General features: G+C 70.1%; 17 protein-coding genes. 8 read left to right on the top strand and 9 right to left on the bottom strand.

Going from position 1 to position 20,061, the window contains the following annotated elements; genetic code table 11:
• Window positions 1-73 precede the first annotated feature (73 nt).
• From ACIGXP_RS26585 to ACIGXP_RS26560, 6 genes are all read left to right on the top strand, one after another.
• Window positions 74-1,402 carry a class I SAM-dependent RNA methyltransferase gene (locus ACIGXP_RS26585; protein WP_399772305.1) on the top strand — a complete coding sequence of 443 codons (1,329 nt, stop codon included), beginning with the start codon at window positions 74-76 and terminating at the stop codon, window positions 1,400-1,402.
• A gap of 951 nt (window positions 1,403-2,353) precedes the next feature.
• Window positions 2,354-2,557, top strand: coding sequence for a cold-shock protein (locus ACIGXP_RS26580; protein ID WP_014145516.1), 204 nt, complete (start codon window positions 2,354-2,356; stop codon window positions 2,555-2,557).
• 348 nt (window positions 2,558-2,905) lie between these two features.
• Window positions 2,906-4,402, top strand: a complete 1,497-nt coding sequence (locus ACIGXP_RS26575) for a DEAD/DEAH box helicase (RefSeq protein WP_399772301.1) — start codon at window positions 2,906-2,908, stop codon at window positions 4,400-4,402.
• Between the two features lie 45 nt (window positions 4,403-4,447).
• Window positions 4,448-4,852, top strand: a complete 405-nt coding sequence (locus ACIGXP_RS26570; RefSeq protein WP_399772299.1) for a CBS domain-containing protein — start codon at window positions 4,448-4,450, stop codon at window positions 4,850-4,852.
• Window positions 4,853-4,902: 50 nt separating this feature from the next.
• The gene (locus ACIGXP_RS26565) at window positions 4,903-5,229 is read left to right on the top strand and encodes an SCO5918 family protein (protein ID WP_399772297.1); all 327 of its coding nucleotides are present in this window, start codon (window positions 4,903-4,905) and stop codon (window positions 5,227-5,229) included.
• A gap of 279 nt (window positions 5,230-5,508) precedes the next feature.
• Window positions 5,509-6,069: a hypothetical protein gene (locus ACIGXP_RS26560; protein ID WP_399772295.1), complete on the top strand. Its 561-nt coding sequence runs from the start codon at window positions 5,509-5,511 to the stop codon at window positions 6,067-6,069.
• A gap of 122 nt (window positions 6,070-6,191) precedes the next feature.
• Here the strand turns inward: ACIGXP_RS26560 and ACIGXP_RS26555 are convergent, their stop codons facing one another.
• The 6 genes from ACIGXP_RS26555 to ACIGXP_RS26530 form a co-directional block, all read right to left on the bottom strand.
• Entirely contained in the window at window positions 6,192-6,893 is a 702-nt protein-coding gene (locus ACIGXP_RS26555) for a hypothetical protein (RefSeq protein WP_399772292.1), read from the bottom strand.
• A 72-nt stretch (window positions 6,894-6,965) separates the two neighbouring features.
• Window positions 6,966-7,313, bottom strand: a complete 348-nt coding sequence (locus ACIGXP_RS26550) for a DoxX family protein (protein ID WP_399772290.1) — start codon at window positions 7,311-7,313, stop codon at window positions 6,966-6,968.
• Window positions 7,310-9,343 (bottom strand): acetoacetate--CoA ligase, encoded by a 2,034-nt coding sequence (locus ACIGXP_RS26545; RefSeq protein ID WP_399772288.1) that lies wholly within the window; start codon window positions 9,341-9,343, stop codon window positions 7,310-7,312. Before ACIGXP_RS26545 ends, ACIGXP_RS26550 begins: the two co-directional genes overlap by 4 nt.
• Window positions 9,340-10,965, bottom strand: coding sequence for a bifunctional 3-(3-hydroxy-phenyl)propionate/3-hydroxycinnamic acid hydroxylase (locus ACIGXP_RS26540; protein WP_399772285.1), 1,626 nt, complete (start codon window positions 10,963-10,965; stop codon window positions 9,340-9,342). Before ACIGXP_RS26540 ends, ACIGXP_RS26545 begins: the two co-directional genes overlap by 4 nt.
• Window positions 10,962-11,900, bottom strand: coding sequence for a fumarylacetoacetate hydrolase family protein (locus ACIGXP_RS26535; RefSeq protein WP_399772282.1), 939 nt, complete (start codon window positions 11,898-11,900; stop codon window positions 10,962-10,964). Before ACIGXP_RS26535 ends, ACIGXP_RS26540 begins: the two co-directional genes overlap by 4 nt.
• On the bottom strand, window positions 11,897-13,042 hold the full coding sequence (locus ACIGXP_RS26530; RefSeq protein ID WP_399772279.1) for a VOC family protein: 1,146 nt from the start codon (window positions 13,040-13,042) through the stop codon (window positions 11,897-11,899). Before ACIGXP_RS26530 ends, ACIGXP_RS26535 begins: the two co-directional genes overlap by 4 nt.
• Window positions 13,043-13,180: 138 nt before the next feature.
• Between ACIGXP_RS26530 and ACIGXP_RS26525 the strand changes: the two genes are divergently transcribed.
• Window positions 13,181-13,819 carry a TetR/AcrR family transcriptional regulator gene (locus ACIGXP_RS26525; protein ID WP_399772276.1) on the top strand — a complete coding sequence of 213 codons (639 nt, stop codon included), beginning with the start codon at window positions 13,181-13,183 and terminating at the stop codon, window positions 13,817-13,819.
• On the opposite strand, the gene ACIGXP_RS26520 is transcribed toward ACIGXP_RS26525, so the two are convergent.
• From ACIGXP_RS26520 to ACIGXP_RS26510, 3 genes are all read right to left on the bottom strand, one after another.
• Complete coding sequence (locus ACIGXP_RS26520; RefSeq protein ID WP_399772273.1) at window positions 13,785-14,435, bottom strand: TetR/AcrR family transcriptional regulator; 651 nt, start codon at window positions 14,433-14,435, stop codon at window positions 13,785-13,787. The genes ACIGXP_RS26525 and ACIGXP_RS26520 overlap by 35 nt on opposite strands.
• 108 nt (window positions 14,436-14,543) lie before the next feature.
• On the bottom strand, window positions 14,544-15,590 hold the full coding sequence (locus tag ACIGXP_RS26515) for a zinc-binding dehydrogenase (protein WP_399772271.1): 1,047 nt from the start codon (window positions 15,588-15,590) through the stop codon (window positions 14,544-14,546).
• 163 nt (window positions 15,591-15,753) lie between these two features.
• On the bottom strand, window positions 15,754-18,975 hold the full coding sequence (locus ACIGXP_RS26510) for a bifunctional cytochrome P450/NADPH--P450 reductase (RefSeq protein WP_399772268.1): 3,222 nt from the start codon (window positions 18,973-18,975) through the stop codon (window positions 15,754-15,756).
• A 252-nt stretch (window positions 18,976-19,227) separates the two neighbouring features.
• On the opposite strand from ACIGXP_RS26510, the gene ACIGXP_RS26505 reads away from it, so the two are divergent.
• Window positions 19,228-19,839, top strand: a complete 612-nt coding sequence (locus ACIGXP_RS26505) for a TetR/AcrR family transcriptional regulator (RefSeq protein WP_399772265.1) — start codon at window positions 19,228-19,230, stop codon at window positions 19,837-19,839.
• The last annotated feature ends 222 nt before the right edge of the window (window positions 19,840-20,061 follow it).

Below are 20,061 nucleotides of genomic sequence, written 5' to 3'. Positions count from 1 at the left end.
CCGGACGACAGCCACGTAAACTGGTGGGCTGTTGTCCGGCCGTTTCCCGTTCCCGATCTGGAGTCACCCCGCCATGCAGACAGAACCGAAGAAGTCGCTGGCCGGGGAGGAGTACGAGGTCGAGATCGGCCCCGTCGCCCATGGCGGCCACTGCATCGCCCGTACCGCCGAGGGCCAGGTGCTCTTCGTCCGGCACGCGCTGCCGGGCGAGCGGGTGGTGGCCCGGGTGACCGAGGGCGAGGAGGGAGCCCGGTTCCTCCGTGCGGACGCGGTGGAGATCCTGGAGGCGTCCAAGGACCGCATCGAGGCCCCCTGCCCGTTCGCCGGCCCCGGCCGCTGCGGCGGCTGCGACTGGCAGCACGCCAAGCCCGGCGCCCAGCGCCGCCTCAAGGGCGAGGTGATCGCCGAACAGCTCAAGCGGCTCGCCGGTCTCACGCCCGAGGAGGCCGGCTGGGACGGCACGGTGATGCCGGCCGAGGGCGACAAGCTGCCCGCGGGTCAGGTCCCGCAGTGGCGCACGCGTGTCCAGTACGCCGTCGACGCCGAGGGCCACGCGGGCCTGCGCCGCCACCGCTCGCACGAGATCGAGCGCATCGACCACTGCATGATCGCGGCGGAGGGCGTCAGCGAGCTGGGCATCGAGCGGCGGGACTGGACCGGCATGGAGTCGGTCGAGGCGATCGCGGCGACGGGCTCGCAGGACCGCCAGGTGATCCTGACCCCGCGCCCGGGCGCCCGCCTGCCCCTGGTCGAACTGGACAAGCCGGTCTCCGTCCTCCGCGTCGACGAGAAGACCGGCGGCGTCCACCGCGTCCACGGCCGCCCCTTCGTCCGCGAACGCGCGGACGGCCGCACCCACCGCGTCGCGGGCGGCGGCTTCTGGCAGGTTCACCCGAAGGCGGCCGACACCCTGGTGACGGCGGTGATGCAGGGCCTGCTGCCCCGCAAGGGCGAGACGGCGCTCGACCTCTACTGCGGGGTGGGGCTGTTCGCGGGGGCGTTGGCCGACCGGCTCGGCGAGAAGGGCGCGGTCCTCGGCATCGAGTCCGGCAAGCGGGCGGTGGAGGACGCGCGGCACAACCTCGCCGACTTCCCGCGGGTCCGCATCGAGCAGGGCAAGGTCGAGTCGGTCCTGCCGCGCACGGGCATCACCGAGGTCGACCTGATCGTCCTGGACCCCCCGAGGGCCGGCGCCGGCCGCACGACGGTCGCCCACCTCGCCTCCCTGGGCGCCCGCCGCATCGCCTACGTCGCCTGCGATCCCGCTGCGCTGGCCCGCGACCTGGCGTACTTCCGCGAGGGCGGCTACCGGGTGCGGACGCTTCGGGCGTTCGATCTGTTCCCGATGACGCATCACGTGGAGTGCGTGGCGATTCTGGAGCCTGCCGCGAAGGGGCTCTGACCTGCTGATTTCCTGACTCCCAGGATCCGGGCCGGCCGCGTCGACATGTTTTGGCGGGCGCATGACGTGGACCGGGTCGCGTGCCGGACGTACGCCCCTGACCTGCGGCTTTGATCAGTGACGGGAAAGGCGGGCGCGTGGTGCTCCCGGTCTTCGCAGGGCCCGCGACAGGCAGTTCTGACGCCCATGTGACGCTCGCCCTGATGATGCGTGAGGTGGTGAGTGAAGGGCCGGACTGGTGCGGTTCGTGCGTCGAATCGGGCGGCGACCGGCCCAGGGCCGGCCACGCTGATGACAGACTCCCGGCCTCCGAGTGCTGCATCGCCGCGGCGGTGCTCTCCGATCAGAGCGCTGACGAGGCCCTTTTCACCGCTGGCCGCGCTGCCCAGGCGTACTGACGGAACCTGCGCGATGGCGATGGCTGGGGCGCTGTGCCACGACGGACACGAAAGCGGTAGCGAGCATCCCGGCCAGGCCGCGATCACTTTCCGCGTCGCGAGGAGAGCTGCCACCGCACCAGGAGGCTGCTGCTTCCCCGAGCTGAGTCTGGTCCTTGATGGTCTTCGATCTGGCCGCTCCGGTGCGTGCCCGCACCAATTCCTTTTGGCAGCAGCCGCTACGCCGGGCGCGCCCCCAATGCTCCCTGAAACGTTACGCTCCGGCTGGGTCAATATCTGTGCCCGCGAGCTGAGATTTCAACGGAACAGGCAGACAGATTCTCCACCGCTTTGAGTGAAGTGGGATTCTTCGCCCCACACAGGCCGCTGCAGCGTGCTACTGTCGTTCTCAGTTGCAGTTGTGGTTCCCAAAACTCCAAGTGTCCTCCCGGCGGCGCCTGTGCCGTTGGAAGCGCTTTTGTTATCCGGTCTTTTTCCGGACGGGCTGATCATCGCGGCGACACGGGGTCCGCGCAGTGCGGATCCCGATGCACTGCCCCAAAGGAGAAATGACATGGCTGCTGGTACCGTGAAGTGGTTCAACGCGGAAAAGGGCTTCGGCTTCATCGAGCAGGACGGTGGCGGCGCTGATGTGTTCGCCCACTACTCGAACATCGCCGCCCAGGGCTTCCGCGAGCTGCTGGAGGGCCAGAAGGTGACCTTCGACATCGCTCAGGGCCAGAAGGGCCCGACGGCCGAGAACATCGTTCTCGCCTGACGCCGACTGTCGCGTACTTGTAGCTGGGGCCCGCGTCCTTCGGGGTGCGGGCCCCAGCTGCTCGCATTTTCCCGCAGTGGTCTGGCCTGCGGGCGACAAACAGGAAACCCGTAGGCTCACCGCATACGGAGCATCCTTCAGGGGTGCACCATCCCTGCATGGACTTCATAGCAGCGGACGCCCGGACATTGCGTCCGCTTCGCGCCACTCATTCCAGCGCCTGTGCCCGCACGGATTTTCCGTCGGTCAGATTCGCTCTCGCATTCCACCGGTCCATTCTCGCAATTCTCTCTGCTGCTCATTGCTGCGGGAATTCCTTGATATGTGCCGTATCGAGGAAGGTTCCGCATGAACCGCACACGCACGAACGACCGCTTCGCCCGCACCCGTAATGGCAGTGCCGACTCCGGCAGGGGTGGCAGCCGATTCGGCTCGTCGGCCAGGAGCCGCTCCGGCGGGCCGAGCCGCTCCGGTGGTTACGGCCGCGGGCCCGCCGCGGTCCAGGGGGAGTTCGCGCTGCCCAGGACGATCACACCCGCGCTTCCCGCCGCAGAGGGCTTCGTCGATCTCGACATGCCCGGGGCACTGCTGGCTGCGCTCCGCTCACAAGGCGTGACCGTGCCCTTCCCGATCCAGGCCGCGACCCTGCCGAATTCCCTCGCCGGCCGGGACGTACTGGGCCGTGGCCGCACCGGCAGCGGCAAGACCCTCGCTTTCGGGCTGGCGCTGCTGGCCCGTACGGCCGGGCAGCGCGCCGAGGCCAGGCAGCCGCTGGGGCTGATCCTCGTACCCACGCGTGAACTGGCGCAGCAGGTCACCGACGCGCTCGCCCCGTACGCCCGCTCCGTGAGGCTGCGGCTGGCCACGGTGGTGGGCGGAATGCCGATCGGCAGGCAGACGAGCGCGCTGCGCGGTGGCGCCGAGGTCGTCGTCGCCACGCCGGGACGCCTCAAAGACCTCATCGATCGTGGCGAGTGCCGGCTGAACCAGGTTTCCATCACCGTCCTCGACGAGGCCGACCAGATGGCCGACATGGGCTTCATGCCGCAGGTCACCGCCCTCCTCGACCAGGTCCGCCCCGAAGGGCAGCGCATGCTGTTCTCCGCCACTCTCGACCGCAACGTCGACCTGCTCGTGCGCCGCTACCTCAGCGACCCCGTCGTGCACTCCGTCGACCCCTCGGCCGGCGCGGTCACGACGATGGAGCACCACGTGCTCCACGTTCACGGCGCCGACAAGCACACGGCCACCACCCAGATTGCCGCACGCGACGGCCGCGTGATCATGTTCCTCGACACCAAGCACGCCGTCGACGGCCTCACCGAGCACCTCCTGAACAGCGGGGTACGGGCCGCCGCCCTGCACGGCGGGAAGTCGCAGCCGCACCGCACCCGCACGCTGGCACAGTTCAAGAGCGGGCACGTCAACGTACTGGTAGCGACCAATGTTGCGGCGCGCGGCATCCACGTCGACAACCTCGACCTCGTCGTCAACGTCGACCCGCCGACCGACCACAAGGACTACCTCCACCGCGGCGGCCGTACCGCTCGCGCAGGAGAGTCCGGCAGTGTCGTCACCCTGGTCACCCCCAACCAGCGCCGCGCCCTGACTCGCCTCATGGCAGCGGCCGGCATCGTCCCGCAGACCACCCGGGTCCGCGCCGGTGAGGAGGCCCTGCACCGCATCACCGGCGCCCAGGCACCCTCTGGCATCCCGGTCGTCATCACCGCACCGGTGGTCGAACGCCCCAAGAAGCGCGGCGCCACCTCACGCGGGCGACGCCGCCCCGTCTCGGCGGCCCGCCGTGCGCCCGTACGGCAGTCCACCGCGGGTGCGGCTGCATAGAACCTTCGTGATCAGGAAGCCGGCAAACTCCACAGGAGGCACCCTTTGACGCTGGACCAGACGCAGTTCCGCCCGGCGAGCGCCCAACCCGAGCACGGCACGGTGGCCGACACCATGGACACGGCCGGACCGCAGGTCTGGGAGGACATGACCGTGGAGGTGGCACTGTCCGTGATGACCGCCGCCCGTACAGGTCATCTGGCGGTCTGCGACGAGGACGGTCTGCGCACCGGCCTGGTCACCCGAGCCGGGCTCACGGCCGTTCGTGACGGCTCCGGATACACGGACCGGATCCGCCTGCGGGACCTTGCCGACGTCATCGTGCCCTTCGCCCCACCGCTGACCACTGGGGCCGAAGCCGAACGTGCGATGCGCTGCCGCTGGCTCGGGGCCGCGCCCGTGGCCGACGAACACGGCAATGCGCTGAGCGCCCTCGCCCTTTCCCGCTGAACCGGCCCCCACCCCACCCGGCCCCGTCTTCTCGTCTCCCTGGAGGCATCATGCGCTGTGTCATCGCCCGCTTCCCGTTCGACCTGACCAAGAGCGGTGTGGTGGAATCGATGATGGGCGTCAGACCTGAGCCGGTCACCGGTGAGTTTGTCATCATCGGACGACGCCACTACCCCGCCAAGCAGGTCGGCCAGGTCATCACCCGCCAGGACCGCCGTGATTTCAGCACCGGCGAAGTCCTCAGGGCCATGACCCAACTCGGCTTCACCTGCCGCACCCGCCCCGCCGCCGCAACCGCGCCCATGGCCGGCCCGTACCAGCGGGCGTCCGCAACACTCGGTGCTCCCCCTGTCCGCCTGACATACGGACAGGTGTGAGCCGAACGGAGCAGTGAGGCCCGACCGGCGTGTGCCGGGCGGGCCCTCACTGTGTGCCGTGTCCTGGTGCGTTGGACGGCGTAGACCACCGCGACCGCGCTGTAGAGGAGACCGCCGGTCACTGTCCAGGGTGACCACGGCCGCACACCCGTGACAGCGTCCCTCAAGGCCGGTCTCGCCACCAACTCGGCCCGCGGAAGCCGTGTAAGCCGCCTGGCCACGGGAAGGACCAAGGTTTCCGAGCGCGTATCTCCGCCCACCTACGCCCAAGGACCGCCGATGCTTCCCGAGTTCCCCTCCCACGCATCCGCCCCCCTCGCAGATCAGCTGGAACAAGGATTGGGGCTGCCCTCACCATTCGAAACCGGCCGTTTCGACGTGGAGCGTGTCGCCGGCATAGCGGTCCTCGCGGCGGCCCACTCCGATGGCTACGCGGCCACCGCGCATCTCCTCGGACTGCTGGCCGCGCTCCCCGCCCCCACCGACGCAGGAGAATCCTTTTGGTCGAACCTGTGGAGAACCTCGGGCACCGCCTACCTGCTGCCGACCAACATCAAGGACCTGGTGCTGCGTTCGCTGGCCGGAGAGGGAACCGGTCTGGCCGGACAGATCCTCTCGGCCGTAGACGAGATGACGCCTCCCCAGCGCGTTGCGGCCGCAGAGGTGATCGGCCAGGCGCTCGCCGAGTCCGAGCACCTCCCTGATCTCAAAACACAGGTCATCGGCGAACTGTGGCTCCGGGACCTGGAACTCACCGCCTGGCGCGTTCTTCACGCGGGACACAAGTCGCCCGATGCGGCCGGACGTAACGCCTTCCTCGAAGCATGGACGAGTGTCTGACTCCGACCGAGCCGGCACACGCAAGCATCCGAATTCATTCGGGACGTTCCGGACAGCAGGCACCCGTCACTTCACGCCAGGCCCAGCTTCGGGAACGTTCTCGGTCGATGCGGGACTCCGCATCAGCCGCTCGTGTCGGCGTCGCCGTCATCAGGCGGACCCCCCTGTCTCCTGCCGCCCGGAGGGGAGCCGTCCCCGTGCTCTTCCAGCAGTTCGAGGAGCGCGGCATCCGCTCTTTTCCGGTCTTCCTTCGTCAGCTCGACCGGTGCGTTGTTGTAAACGGTGTAGCGACCTGGATCGATGATGTTGGCGGCCCTCAAACTGAACGTCAGCAGGGGCCGCCACCCCTTGCGGTGGCCGACCCGCACCTGTATCTGGGCCTTGTAGTCACGGGCCTCCGGCAGGAATCCGGAAAAGGGTGCCTCGAACTCGAGGAAGAGCTGTTGCGCTTCTCTGCCGGGCACGACGAATCCGGCGGGCAGCCTCGCCTCCTCGTCCGGCCCCGGTTGGAGCCGGGACGGGGAGGACACCCACAGGAGTGGCAGATGAGAGGCGGGCTCATCGGGGAAGGTCAGGATGAGGTCCTGCACGACGATCGGCTTGGGACCGGTGTTGTGCAGGACGAGCGGCAGTCGTAGGCGTGCCGTGGAACCGTGGACGATCGCCGCGAAGGAATGAGGTTCCCACGCCTGCAGGCGTCCCTGTCGGGCATTGAGCCACCAGAACGACGCGACGGTGAAGAGCAGTGCGCAGACTGATACCACACTGGCGCCGGTAAGCGATGAGGACGCGATCTGATCCGCCGCGACCGTCAGCGGAACCACAGAGTCAGTCTGCCAGCCCCGCCGTGGGCTCGCTAACAGGACGAGTGGCCGCCGACAGTCTCCCGCAACGGGTCAGAGGCCGGCGAGGGGTACGAGATACCAGGCGACCAGGGCCGCGCATGTCACCGCGGGGAGGAGCTTGGTCAGCCCGTCGCCCTTGCGTGCGTGCGTGGTCACGGCACCGGCGAGCAGCATCAGCAGCCCGATACCGGCCAGGCCGCCGCACAGCGGTACGGCCGGGCCGAGGGCCACGCCGACGGCGCCCGCCAGCTCCAGCCCGCCGATGACCCGGTAGGCCGCGGTGGTGAAGCCGGCATGGGCGGCCAGGTCGGGCATCGGACCCAGGGCGAGGATCTTGGCCACGCCCAGCAGGGCGAAGATCAACGCGATGAGACAGGTCAGCGAGGCGGAGAGGATCATGAGTCGCCTTCGGGGGTGTGCGGGTGGCGGGCCTGGCGGCGTTCGGTTCCCAGGCCGGCGAAGTGGGCGATCAGGTCGGGGTTGTCGACCGCGGAGGGGTTGAGGACCTCCTCGGCGGGTGCGCCCTGGAGGAGGCGCTTGACCGGGACCTCGAGTTTCTTGCCGGTCTTCGTGTGCGGGATGGCCGGCACGGCGAGGATCTCGTCGGGGACATGGCGGGGGGAGGCGCCGGTGCGGATCGCGGCGCGGATCTTCTCGCACAGGGACTCGTCCAGACCGACCCCGTCGGCGAGGACCACGAAGAGCGGCATCCAGTAGCCGCCGTCGGGTTCCTCCGCACCGATGACGAGGGCCTCGGCGATCTCGGGGAGGCGTTCGACGATGTCGTGGATGTCGGCGCTGCCCAGCCGTACGCCGTTGCGGTTGAGGGTGGCGTCGGAGCGGCCGTGCACGATCACCGAGCCGTGGGAGGTGAGAGTGATCCAGTCCCCGTGCCGCCACACGCCCGGATAGGCGCTGAAGTAGGCGTCGCGGTAGCGGCTGCCGTCGGGGTCGTTCCAGAAGTACAGCGGCATCGACGGCATGGGGCGGGTGACGACCAGTTCGCCGACCTGGTCGACGACCGGCCGTCCCGTGCCGTCGTACGCCGCGAGCGCCACGCCGAGGTTGGGAGCCGACAGTTCACCCGCCCACACCGGGGTGGTGGGGGCGCTGCCGGCGAAGCCGGAGACGACGTCCGTGCCGCCGCTGGTGGAGGCCAGCTGGACGCCTGCGCCGACGTGGTCGCGGACCCAGGGGTAGGCGGAGGCCGGCAGGGCGGAGCCGGTGCTGCCGATGACGCGGATCGCCGACAGGTCGTGCACGGCGGGGTCGACGCCGAGCTTGGCCATGGCCAGCAGGTACTGGGGACTGGTGCCGAAGACGGTGACCTTGTGGCGGGCCGCCAGCTCCCACAGGACCTCCGGGCGCGCCACCGGCGCGGGGCTGCCGTCGTAGGTGCAGGTGGCGGCGCCGGTCAGCAGGGTGGAGACGACCAGGTTCCACATCATCCAGTGGGTGGTGGTGTACCACAGCAAGCGGTCTCCGACGCCCAGGTCGCAGTGCAGGCCGAGGATCTTGAGGTGTTCCAGCAGGACGCCTCCGTGGCCGTGGACGATGCCTTTGGGCAGCCCGGTGGTGCCGGAGGAGAAGACGATCCACAGCGGGTGGTCGAACGGAACCGGGGTGATGGTGAGGTACTCGGTGCGGCCGGCCGCGTCCTCCCAGGGAACCGTCAGCCTCGCGGCCGGGGGCGCGGGCCACGCGAGGCCCAGGTGATCCACGAGGACCGTGGCCTTGAGCGTGGGAAGGGCGGCGGCCAGGTCGAGGGAGGCTGCGCGGCGGTCGTGCGCCGTGCTGTTGAAGAGGTAGCCGTCCGCCGTGATGAGCACCGTGGGTTCGAGCTGGGCGAAGCGGTCGGCTGCGGCCTTGGGGGCGTAGTCCTGGCCGCACACGGACCACACCGCGCCCAGGCTGGCGGTGGCGAGGAAGGCGATGACGGCGTGGGGGGTGTTGGGCAGGTAGCCGACCACCCGGTCGCCGTGTCCGACGCCCAGGTCGCGCAGGGTGGCCGCGACGGAGGCGACCTGGGCGCGGAGCTGCCGGCCCGTGATCTCGTAGGCGGCTCCGGTCTCGTCCAGTGCGGTGATCGCGGGGGCGTCCGGGTTCAGGTTGCGCAGCGCGTGGTGGGCGTAGTTGAGGGTGGCGCCCGGAAACCAGCGGGCGCCGGGTATGGTCTCCTCGGCCAGCACCCGCTCGTACGGCGTGGCGGCGTCGATGCCGAAGTACTCCCACACCGCCGCCCAGAATCCTTCCAGGTCGGTGACGGACCAGCGGTACAAGGCTTGGTAGTCCGTCGGGGCTTCGCCGGCCGGCGTGTCCCGGTGCTGGGCTGCCCTCTGGGCGAAGTCCGCGATGCGGCTGCGGGCGGCCGTGTCCGGATCGGGCGTGAAGAAGGGTTCCGGGTACGGTGCGAGGCGCGGGGTGGTCATGATGCGGTGCTCCTCGGCAGGGGGTCGTGCCGGGCTTCGGCGGGGCGGCGGGTCGTGTGCAGCAGCGGGGCCCAGACGGTGGTGCCCGTGAAGTCGCCTGTGCCGGTTGGGGCGGTGTCCATCACGACGTGGTCGGGGCGCAGCAGGACGGCGTCGGCGCGCCCGCGGGCCAGCCAGGCGGCCAAGGTGCCGTCGTCGCCCAGGTCGTCGACGTGGATCGTGAGTGCGTCCAGTGCCGTGGCCACTGCCGTCATCCGCGCTGTCGGCGGTACGGCGGTCAGGACGGCGAAAGAGTCCCCGAGGACGTCGTCGAGGCGCATTCGCCTGCCGTCGTGTCGTACCCAGGGCTGGGGGGAGAAGGTGCCGGCCAGCACGCGGCCCGTCGGCCGGGGGCGGCGCCGTACGAGTGGGCCGGCGGTCAGGGCGGGGCTGAGGTCGCGGCTCACCGCCGCGGTCACACCGGGGAGGCGGCAGGCCGCGCCCACGACGGCCCGGCGGAATGCCGCACCACGATCCTGTCCGCCGGTCATGGCCCAGCCGACGGCGACCGCGAGACGGATCATGTGACGGGCGTGCGGCTTGCGTTCGCACTCATAGGTGTCCAACAGCTCGTCGCCTGCGCCGTGTCGGAGGACGCGGGCCAGTTTCCAGGTGAGGTTGTACGCGTCGCGCAGGCCGGCGCACAGCCCCTGCCCGACGAAGGGTGGGGTGAGGTGGGCGGCGTCGCCCAGCAGGAAGACACGTCCCCGGCGCCAGCGGTCGGCGAGGCGGGCCCGGAAGGTGTACTGCGCCTGTCGGATCACCTCGAAGTCGTCGTCCTCCGACCCGTCGGACGGCAGATCCACCCAGGGGGAGACCAGCTCCCGCAGACGCTCCCGCCCCTGGGGACCGTCCAGGCGCTCGTCCTCGGACAGCCGGAACTCCCAGCGGTAGCGGTCCTCGCCGACCCGCATGTAGGTGGCCGGACGGGTGGCGCAGCAGATCTGCTCGGCGCCGTCCCAGCTGTGCACCCGGCGGCTGGTGCGCACGTCGATGACCCGCCAGCTCTCCTCGAAACGCAGGTCTTCCCATACGGCGCCGATGGCTCCGCGGGTGATGCTTCCCGCACCGTCGCAGCCGAGGACGGCATCGGCCCACAGGTACTCTTCCCCGTCACTGCCGTCGCGGCGGAAGGTCACCTGTACCGGAGCCGTGCCGTCGGCGGGCTGCGTGACGGACACCGCTTCCACGCCGCTCCACAGCTCGCACTCCGGGTGGCGCGCCAAGGCGCCGCGCAGCAGGCGTTCCAGTTCCGGCTGGTCGAACATGTTGGTCTGTGCGAAGCCGTGGTGGCCGTGCGGGGAGCGCGGGAACTCGGTGATCACGCGGCGCCGGGGATCCAGCAGCCGCAGGCCCGGTGCGGGGCGCGAGACGGCTGCGAACTCCTCTTGGATCCCGACGCTCTGCAGGATCCGGCAGATCTCGTCGTCCGCGACGACGGCGCGTGGCAGGGGGTAGATGTCCCGGTGGCGTTCGAGGAGCAGGCTGGGCACTCCGTGCTGGGCGAGCAGGAGCGCGGCGGTGACCCCGACGGGTCCGGCGCCGATGATCACCACGGGTCTGCGTGCTGCTGCGGCGCTCACCTCGCGTCCGCCACAGGGGTCCGCTGCGCGCCGAGGTCGATCCGCCCGTCCGGGGTGGCGATCGTGGCGGTGACGAGGTCGCCGTCGCGCAGGTACAGGGGGTTCTTGGCCTGGCCGTTGAAGAACGCCTTCCACTTCAGCGCGGGCGGCAGCAGCGCGGCGATCTTCTCGACCGGCTTGGGCGGGGCCTTCAGGGCGGTGCCGCCGGGCGTACCGGTCAGCAGCAGGTCGCCCGGGTCGAGGGTCTGGAAACGGGCGAGCACGGTGAGCGCCTGCGCGGGCCGCACGATCATGTCGGCCAGGGTGCGGTCCTGACGCGTTACGCCGTTCACCGACAGCCGCAGGCGCAGGTCGATCAGACGGTCGAAGTCCTCCGGCTCCAGCAGAGCCAGGTACGGACCCGTCGGCGTGAAGGTCGGGTAGGACTTGCTCTCGTAGAACTGGGTCTTGGTCAGCTGGACGTCGCGGGCGCTGACGTCGTTGGTGAGGACGAGCCCGGCGACGTACGAAGGAAGGTCCTGCTCCTCCACAACTGTGCCCACCGGGAGCGTCGCGCCCATCACGAGGCCGAGTTCGACTTCGTAGTCGAGGAAGTTCACGTGCGTGGGGCGGACGATCGTGTCGTGCGGGCCGCTGACCGAGCCGGACGCCTTGCGGAAGAAGGTGGGCGGTATGTCGCCCGTGAAGCCCGAGTCCTTGGCGTGGCTGCGGTAGTTGACCATCTGGGCGACCACCCGGCAGGGGGTGGTGACCGGGGGCAGCGCCACCAGGTCGGCGACGGGCGTGCCGCGCTCGCCGGAGGCGGCGGCCTCTCGGACGGCGGCCCGGTCGGCGAGCAGTTCGGCGGTGGTGACCGCCTTGGTCTCGATGCGGACGGCGCGCTCGTTTCGGACGGCCCACCAGCCGTCGGGGGTGCGCAGCACGTTGGTGCTCATGAGCTCATCGCTTTCATCAGGCCCAGCAGGCGTGCGGGGTCGAGTTCGTTGTCGTCGCGCAGGGCCGTCATGACCTCGCGGAGCTTGGCGGGGGAGGGGCTGGCGCCCAGGAAGTCGCGGGTGACGGGCGGCCCCCACTGCGCGAGGCCGCTCGCCGACATCGGTGCCCAGCCGGGTTCGAGGTCGCAGGAGAACAGGTCGCCGTCGGCGAAGTGCTCCAGCATGAAGCGGTCGGGGTCGCGCCAGTAGTCGAAGAGCTGGCTGCCCTGGATGTGCCGGCCGATGCCCCAGCTGCGCCGGTAGCCGCACTCGGCCAGGTACTCCCCGCCGGCGGCGATCGCGTCGAGGTCGGTGACCTGGTAGGCGGAGTGGACGTAGCCGGTGCCCGGCCCGAGGTGCAGGGCGAGGGTGTGGTGGTCCACGGGCGTGCTGCCCTGGTCGCAGCGGATGAACGCCATGGTCGGCCCGCGCTCGCGCTGCCCGTCCAGGAACAGGAAGTCGGACACGATCATGCCAAGGGTGTCCAGGTACCAGTCCAGCGTGCGGGTGAACGTCCGTGTCTCCAGCACCACATGGCCGAGGCGCTGGATGCGGGACGGCTCACGGGGCGGGCGCTGGGTGGTGTTCGTACGACGGCCTTCGATGCCGGTGTTGAGGATCAGCGGCTGCTGCCCGGGCAGCGCGGGAAGCGGTTCGGCGCAGTGCACCACCCGGACCGGGAGTCCCGAGGGATCCAACAGGGCGACCGACCGGCCGCCGCCGGGGACGTCGATGTCCCGGACGGTGTGGCCGACGGCGGCGGCGAGCCGGTCCACATCGGTCCGCTCGGCCGCGCGGAACGCCGGCCCGAGGAAGCGGGAGGCGCGGCCGCGCCGGATGACCATGCAGGGGGAGCCCGCGAACGTGCCGCGCAGCCACAGCTCGTGATCGGTGCGGGCGGCGATCGCGAAGCCGAAGTCACGGGCGAACACCTCGGCCCGGTCCAGGTCCGGCTTCTCGAACTCCAGCCAGGCCAGGTCCGCCACTTTGATCACCGGATTCCGGGCTCGTCCTGGGTGTTCACCGCGTAGGGCGCCCTGCTCACTGTGGAGGTCTTGGTGGGGCGTCAGAGGACCGCCCTTGTGGACGGGGATGTGGGGCATGGTGTCCTCCAAGCAACACTGCCGTAATGAGGAAATCATCAACTCTGCTGTTTCTCATCGTCAATAGGTGCAGCCCAAATAATTGAGGATCTCATCAGTAATGGCAGAGTCATCGTGGCGACGGTTACACTGGGCCGCATGCCGACGTCAGCCCCGCCCAAGAACCGCTTCGAGCGACGCCGTGCCGAGACCCGCCAGGCGCTCGTCCGCGCGGCCCGGCAGATCCTCGCGGAAACCGGGGACACGAGCGCGAGCATCCAGGCCATCGCCGAGCGCGCCGATGTCGGCTTCGGGTCCTTCTACAACCACTTCGAGTCGAAGACGGAGCTGTTCGACGCGGCGGTGACGGACGCCCTGGAGGAGTTCGGGCAGGTCATAGACGAGCGCGTGGAAGACATCGACGACCCGGCCGAGCTGGTCGCGGCCGGCTTCCGGCTCACCGCCCGGATGGCCGACTCCCACCCGGAACTCATGCGAATCCTGCGTGACCGCGGCCTGTCCCACATCCACTCCGACCGCGGCCTCGCCCCACGGGCCCTGCGCGACCTGGAGATCGGCGTCGCCTCAGGCCGCTTCACCTGCGGCAACGCCACCACCGCCCTGTCCGCCCTGGGCGGCACCCTGCTGTCCCTGGTGGCTCTGCGGCTGGACCGCCCGGACCTCGACGGCGACGAGGCCGCCTCCGACCTGGCCGAGATGGTCCTGCGCATGCTCGGCCTCGCTGCGGACGACGCCCACGAGGTCACCCGTCGGCCGCTGCCCGATCTCGCCCGATGACCTCCTGCACCTGAAGCGCGGCCCTCTGTGGTGCTACGCCGACGGCGACGAGGAACGCGGTTGCCGCAGCCTCACCAGTGGGGTCCGCCCACGGGCATGCGGCGTTCTCCTCGGCGAGGGCCAGCATGAGTGCCTCCAGCGCTCGGGCGAGGACGGGTGCTGGAAGGTGGTCCGCGAAGACGCCTTCGCGCTGACCGCGCCGTAGGGTTGCGACGGCTTCTGCGCGGGCCGGTGCCAGAGTGGTACGGATCGCGTCCTCTCCCAGGTGGCGCCGTCCCAAGGTGATGAGCATGCGGTAGTGGTCGCCCACCGTCCATGCCGCCAGCACCATCCGCGTCATCGCCTCGACCGGGTCGGCATCCGCGGTACGGGCTCTGGCGAACGCCTGCCGGAGTTCATGGCCTGCTTCCTGTGTCAGGTCGGCGATCAGCGCATGCCGGCTGGGGAAGTGTGCGTAGAGGGTGCGCCGGGCGACGCCGGCCGCCTGAGCGATGCTGTCGAGACTCGCGTCCGGGTCCTCCCGCAGTTTCCGCCGGGCGGCCGCGAGGATGCGTCGGCGGTTGGAGTGAGCATCCCTGCGCCGCGAAGTACGGCCCGGGGCGTCGGTCGTCTGCATGGTTCTTCCTCTCCGCGGTTGCCGGAAAGCCGTGGGCGCCGGTGCTCCCTCACGCACCGGCGCCCACTCACCCCTGCCCAGGGTGGCTTGTCGTCCTGCTGACGGGCGTCAGGGGACGAGGATGAGGCGGATCGGGTCGCCGATCTTGTGCTCCAGTCGGTGGACGGCGTCGGCGGCTTCGATGAGCGGGATGTGGTCGGTGATGGAGGGGGCCAGGTCGAGGCGGCCGGCCGCGGTCAGCTGCACCAGCTCGGAGACGGACTCGGGGAAGCCGCCGTAGTGGCCGCGTACCTGCTTCTGCAGGTAGTTGAAGGTCAGGCCCTCGGTGATGGTCAGTGGCCGGGGTGTGATGCCCACCAGGATCAGGGAGCCGCCCGGGCCGAGCACGGAGGCGGCCTGGTCGCGGACGGCGGGTACGCCGGCGCAGTCGAAGGCGAAGTCGAGGCCGCGTCCGCCGGTGGCTGCGCGGACCTGGTCGGCGAAGTCGGGGGCTGCCGGGTCGAGCGCGAGGTCCGCGCCGAAGGCCAGGGCGCGCTCGCGGGCGCTGGGCAGCGGGTCGACGGCGATGATCGGGGCGGCGCCGACCAGGCGGGCGAGGCGTACGTTGTGCGCGCCGACTCCGCCCACGCCCCAGACGCCGACGGACTGGGCGGCTCGGACGCCCGCCGTGGCGACGACGGCGGCGTAGGGGGTGGAGACCGCGTCGGGGATGATCGCGGCCTGGTCGAAGGGGAGGCTGTCGGGGATGGGGATGAGGGTGTCCTCGCGGGCGATCACGTACTCGGCCCAGCCGCCGTCGTAGTCGATGCCGGCGGTGAGCATCTGGGTGCAGGGGCGGTGGCGCACGCATCCGGCGCACGTGCCGCAGGTCTTGCCGGCCTCCAGGGTGACGCGGGTGCCGACGGCCAGGCCGCGCTTGAGGCCGGGGCCGAGCGTGTGGATCACACCGGAGACCTCGTGGCCGACGGTGATGGTGTCGGAGGTGGCGAACAGCGGGACGAGGGAGCCGTCGAGGAGGTGGACGTCGGAGAGGCAGACGCCGGCGGCCTTGACCTCGATGAGGACCTCGCCCGGACCCGGCACGGGGATCGGGACCTCTTCCACGGCGAACTTCTTGCTGTCCAGGTGGAAGCGTCCGGCGAGCATGGTGTCCATGGTGATCTGCTTTCTGTGAGCGGCACGGCCCGGTGGTTCGGGCCATGGGCCGTGCCATGTGGTGTCTGAATGGCTGGTGGAGCCGGGAGGCGTGCGGGGGAGGCAGGACGTCCGCACGCCTCCCGGCGGCTGGGGGCCGGCGCGCCTTGACGGCGTGCGACGGTCAGGCGAAGACGTCCTGCTGGTAGCGCTCGTCCGCTTCGAGCTGGGCGAGCCACTGCTGGGCGGTCTCGTCGTCGCTGCCGGTCTTCTGGCGGTGGATGGCGGCGAGTGCCTCGCGGACGGCGGGGGCCATGCGGCGGCCGTCACCGCAGACGTAGATGTACGCGCCGTCCTCGATGGCCTGCCACACCGTGTCGGCGGCATGGGCGATGGCGTTCTGCACGAACCGGGCCGGGTGGCCGGTCACCGCGGAGAAGGCGGTGTGCACCTGGGCGATGCCGGCCTGCTCCCAGTCCTGCATCTCCTGGCGGTAGAAGTAGTCGTGCTCCGGGTGGCGGCAGCCGACGAACACCTGCGACACGCCCACCTGGGTGCCGTTCGCGTGCTGTGTCGCCCGCTCCTCCAGGAAGCCGCGCAGCGGCGCGATGCCGGTGCCGGGGCCGATGAGGATCAGTGGCGTGGCGGGGTCGGCGGGCGGGGCGAACGTCGGGGAGGGCACGCGGACGTAGCCGTACACGACGTCACCGGGTTCGAGGCCCGCGATGTAGGAGGAGCAGGTGCCGCGGTACTGGCCGTCGCCGGACAGGGCCGGGCCCTCCAGCAGGCCGACGGTCAGGCGCACATGGCGCGGGTTGGCGGACGGGGCGGAGGAGATGGAGTAGAAGCGCGGACGGATGGGGCCCATCATCTCCAGGAAGACCGCCAGCGGCAGCTCGACGGCCGGGAAGCGCTCCAGCAGGCCCAGCACCGAGATGCGCTTGCCGAGGATCTCCTTCTGGTAGCGCTCCTCGGCCTCCTCGGTGTCGGCGGTGTACGCCTGGAGCTGCGGCCGGGTCCACGGGCACGCGGTGTGCTCGGCGAGCGTCTGGATCTGGGACCGGGTGGCCACGTCCTGCAGCTCCAGGAACTCGGTGAGCAGGATGCCGGCGGTGACCGGGGTGCCGACCGGCAGGTGGGTGCGGCCACCGGCCGGCTGGTCGAGCCGGAGCACCTGGTCGTAGTCGACGCCGAGCCGCCTCAGCGCGCGCTCCACCAGGGCGAGTTCGTTCTTGGCGAAGACGGCCAGGTGGTTGCCGGTGTCGTAGGTGACGCCCTCGGGCAGCTCGAAGGTGATGGACTTCGCGGACGGGCGCGGCGGCTCGATGCTGAAGTCCCACAGGCCGGTCGCGTCGGCCACGAGTTCGTCGTTGGTCACCACGGTGAGCGGGTACGCCTGCTCGGAGACGATGGCGGGGCGCACGTCGGACTCGGTGAGCAGCTGGACCTCGTAGCGGGGGCCGCTCGCCTGGGAGGTGTCGGCGGCGTACTCCTCGGCCAGGGTGGCCCACAGGTTGTCCATCCACCGCGTGGCCATGCCGTCGAAGTCCCCGGCGGCGTCCGCGATGCCGCGCTCGACGACGGGGGTGGCGCCGGCGGCCAGCAGACCTTCCTCGATCCGCTTGGGGAATGCCTGGTAGGTGGCCACCCACTGGGTGTTGCCGGCGCCCAGCAGCGCGAACCGCACGTTCGACAATGAACCCTCGGGCAGCCCGGCGGCGAGCAGGTCGTCGAAGCGCTGGGCGTTGTCGGGAGCCTTGCCGTTGTAGCTGGCGGCGACGACGGCGAGCAGGCCCTCGGAGGGCAGGCTGTCACCCAGCTCGTCCAGGCTCACCAGCGTGGTGCCGAAGCCGGAGCGCTCGCCGCGGTCGGCGATGGTGCGGGCCAGGTCCTCGCACGAGCCGAGGCTGGAGCCGTAGGCGACGGTCAGGTTCACACCGACACCGCTGACCGCTGCCTGCGCCTGCGTGTCGCCGGTCTGCAGGTCCGCGGCGCCGAAAACGGTCCGCTCGTGCTCCTGACGGCGACGGACGATCAGCTCGAAGTTGCCGGGCTTGCGCGTCAGCGCCTCCCGTACGTCCATCTTGTAGTCGCTGGTGTCCGAGAGCTTGAACTTCTGCAGCACCAGCGCCAGGGCAAGGCGGGCCTCGGTGAGCGCGAACTGCCGGCCGATGCAGGCGCGTACGCCGTTGCCGAACGGCTTGTAGGCGTGCGGGTGCTGCTGGGCGCGGTTCTCCGGCAGCCACCGGTCGATGTCGAACTCGTCGGGACGGTCCCACGCCTTGGGGTGGGTGTGCAGGGGACCCTCGAGGATGTTGACCCGCGTGCCCTTCTTGAGGAGGTAGCGGCCGCCGATGACGGTGTCCTCCAGCGGGGCCTTGCCGAACGCCGGGATCGGAGCCCACAGGCGCAGGGTCTCGTCCAGGATCCTCGGGATGACGTCCAGCTGCATGATCGTGTCGTAGTCCGGGACGGTGTCGCCGGGCATCAACCGGTCCACCTCGGCATACGCCTGGGCCAGGACGTGCGGGTTGCGCATCAGCGAGTACGTGGCGAACGACAGCAGACCACTGGTGGTCTCGTGACCGGCGATCAGGAACGTCAGCACCTGGTCGCGGACGTTGTCGTCGGCCAGCAGCTTGCCGGTGTCCGGGTCGGTGGCCTCCAGCATCAGACCCAGCAGGTCCTCCTCACCGGTGCCCTTCCCCTCACGGCGCTCCTTGATCACGCTCTCGACCAGGTCCTGCATCAGCCGGATGTTGTCGCGGTACTTCCGGTCGTCCGCCTTGCGCAGCTTGGTCATCATCGGCAGCTCCTGCGAGCGCCGCAGCGACTCGATCAGTGCCTCCAGCAGCGCGTTGAGGAAGGGGTGCAGCTCCTCCTTGTCGAAGGACTTGAACCGGTAGCCGAACCCCGACAGGGCGATGGTGTCCAGCGTCAGGCGGGTGTAGTCGTCGGTGATGTTGACCGGCTGCCCCTCCCGGCGCTCCCACTTGCCCGCCAGGTTCTGGGCGATCTCCAGCATCTGCCCGAAGTACGCCTTCATGGCCCGCTGGCTGAACGCCGGCAGCAGGACACGGTGTGCCATGCCCCATTCCTCTTCGTACTGGTGGGCCGTGAACAGGCCCGCTCCCGCGAAGTCCCGGACGTGCTGCAGCGGCGTCTTGTCGATCTGCTTGAAGAACCGCGTCTCGTCGCAGACCTCGGCCACCAGGTCCGGGTCGTAGACGAAGACCTGCTCGATGCCGGCGATGTCCATGCCGTAGATGCCCTCGGGGAACTGCTTGGACAGCTCACCGAAGTACTCCACCGGATTGGTGTCGGGGATCTGCGGCGTGTTGCCGAGGAGGGGGATCCCGCGCGGGGACCGGATGGGGCGAAGGTCGTTCGCGGAGTGCGTGGTCATGTCTTGCTCCTCTGCGGAGGCGGTGGAGGGGGATGGGCAAGGGCGCGCTGCGTAGGTCGATGCCGTGGCGCCGTACAGAAACATACGTCGTATGGAATTGGTACCGTACGACGTATGGAAACGTGAAGCAAGCCTGGACGACCTGGTGAGCGCTATGATTCAGGTCATTTCCATACGACGTATGAAACTGATACCGTACGAGGTATGGAAAAGAAGGTGAGGCGTCCCCCACGGGGAACGAGGAAGAGGGACGTGCCTCTGACCGAGGCCGGGATCTACGCCGCCGCCCTGCGGCTCATCGACGAGGACGGGGTCGAGGCGCTCACCATGCGCAAGCTCGCGACCGTGCTCGACGCGAACCCGATGTCGCTGTACCACCACGTGCCGAACAAGGAAGCGGTGCTGCGCGGCGTGACGAGAATGGTCGGCGCCCAGTTCCGCACCGTGACGCTGGAGGACGCTCCCTGGCAAGAGCGCATCCGCCTGCTCGCAACGGACTTCCGGACCCTGGCGCACCGTCACCCCGAACTGATGGCCTACTCGTTCAGCCACCAGCCCGACTTCATCCAGCCCGATGACCCGTTCTGGACCGCGCTCACCGCGATCGTGCAGGCTGCCGGGGTTCCGCAGTCAGAGGTCTCGGAGATCGCGGCGCTGATGGTCGCCGTCGTCATCGGTGTCCTCGCCGCCGAACTCAACGGCTCGCTCCACAAGTGGTCGACCCTCAAGCCCCCCGGTTCTGCGGACGTAGCTCCTGAAGGCCCTGACCAGGACCACATGTTCCGCCTCGTGATGGACACCCTGATCACGGGTTTGGAAAGCCGGCTCACCGGCGATCGTGACGGCCGGGACGCCGGCCTTTGAGTCACACCTTCTGAGGCGCTGCGCCCCAGGCACCGGCCTCTGAGCCGCTTGCCCGCAGTCGGGCGATCTCGGGCTGCAACATGCGGGAGCCACCCCCGTCACATCGGGGAACACCGCCCGGCGGGGTGGCTCCGCAGCCTCTGCACGGCAGCCGTGTGACGCCGACCCGTGAAATGGCCACGGTCGTCGGCTTGTTGCCGATCTCCTTCCCGAAGCGGGAGA

It is taken from the genome of Streptomyces sp. NPDC053069, assembly GCF_044546895.1.
In the GTDB taxonomy this organism is placed as follows: Bacteria; Actinomycetota; Actinomycetes; order Streptomycetales; family Streptomycetaceae; genus Streptomyces.
Note: the sequence above shows the minus strand (reverse complement) of the source record. Positions and strands in the feature narration are given on the sequence as shown.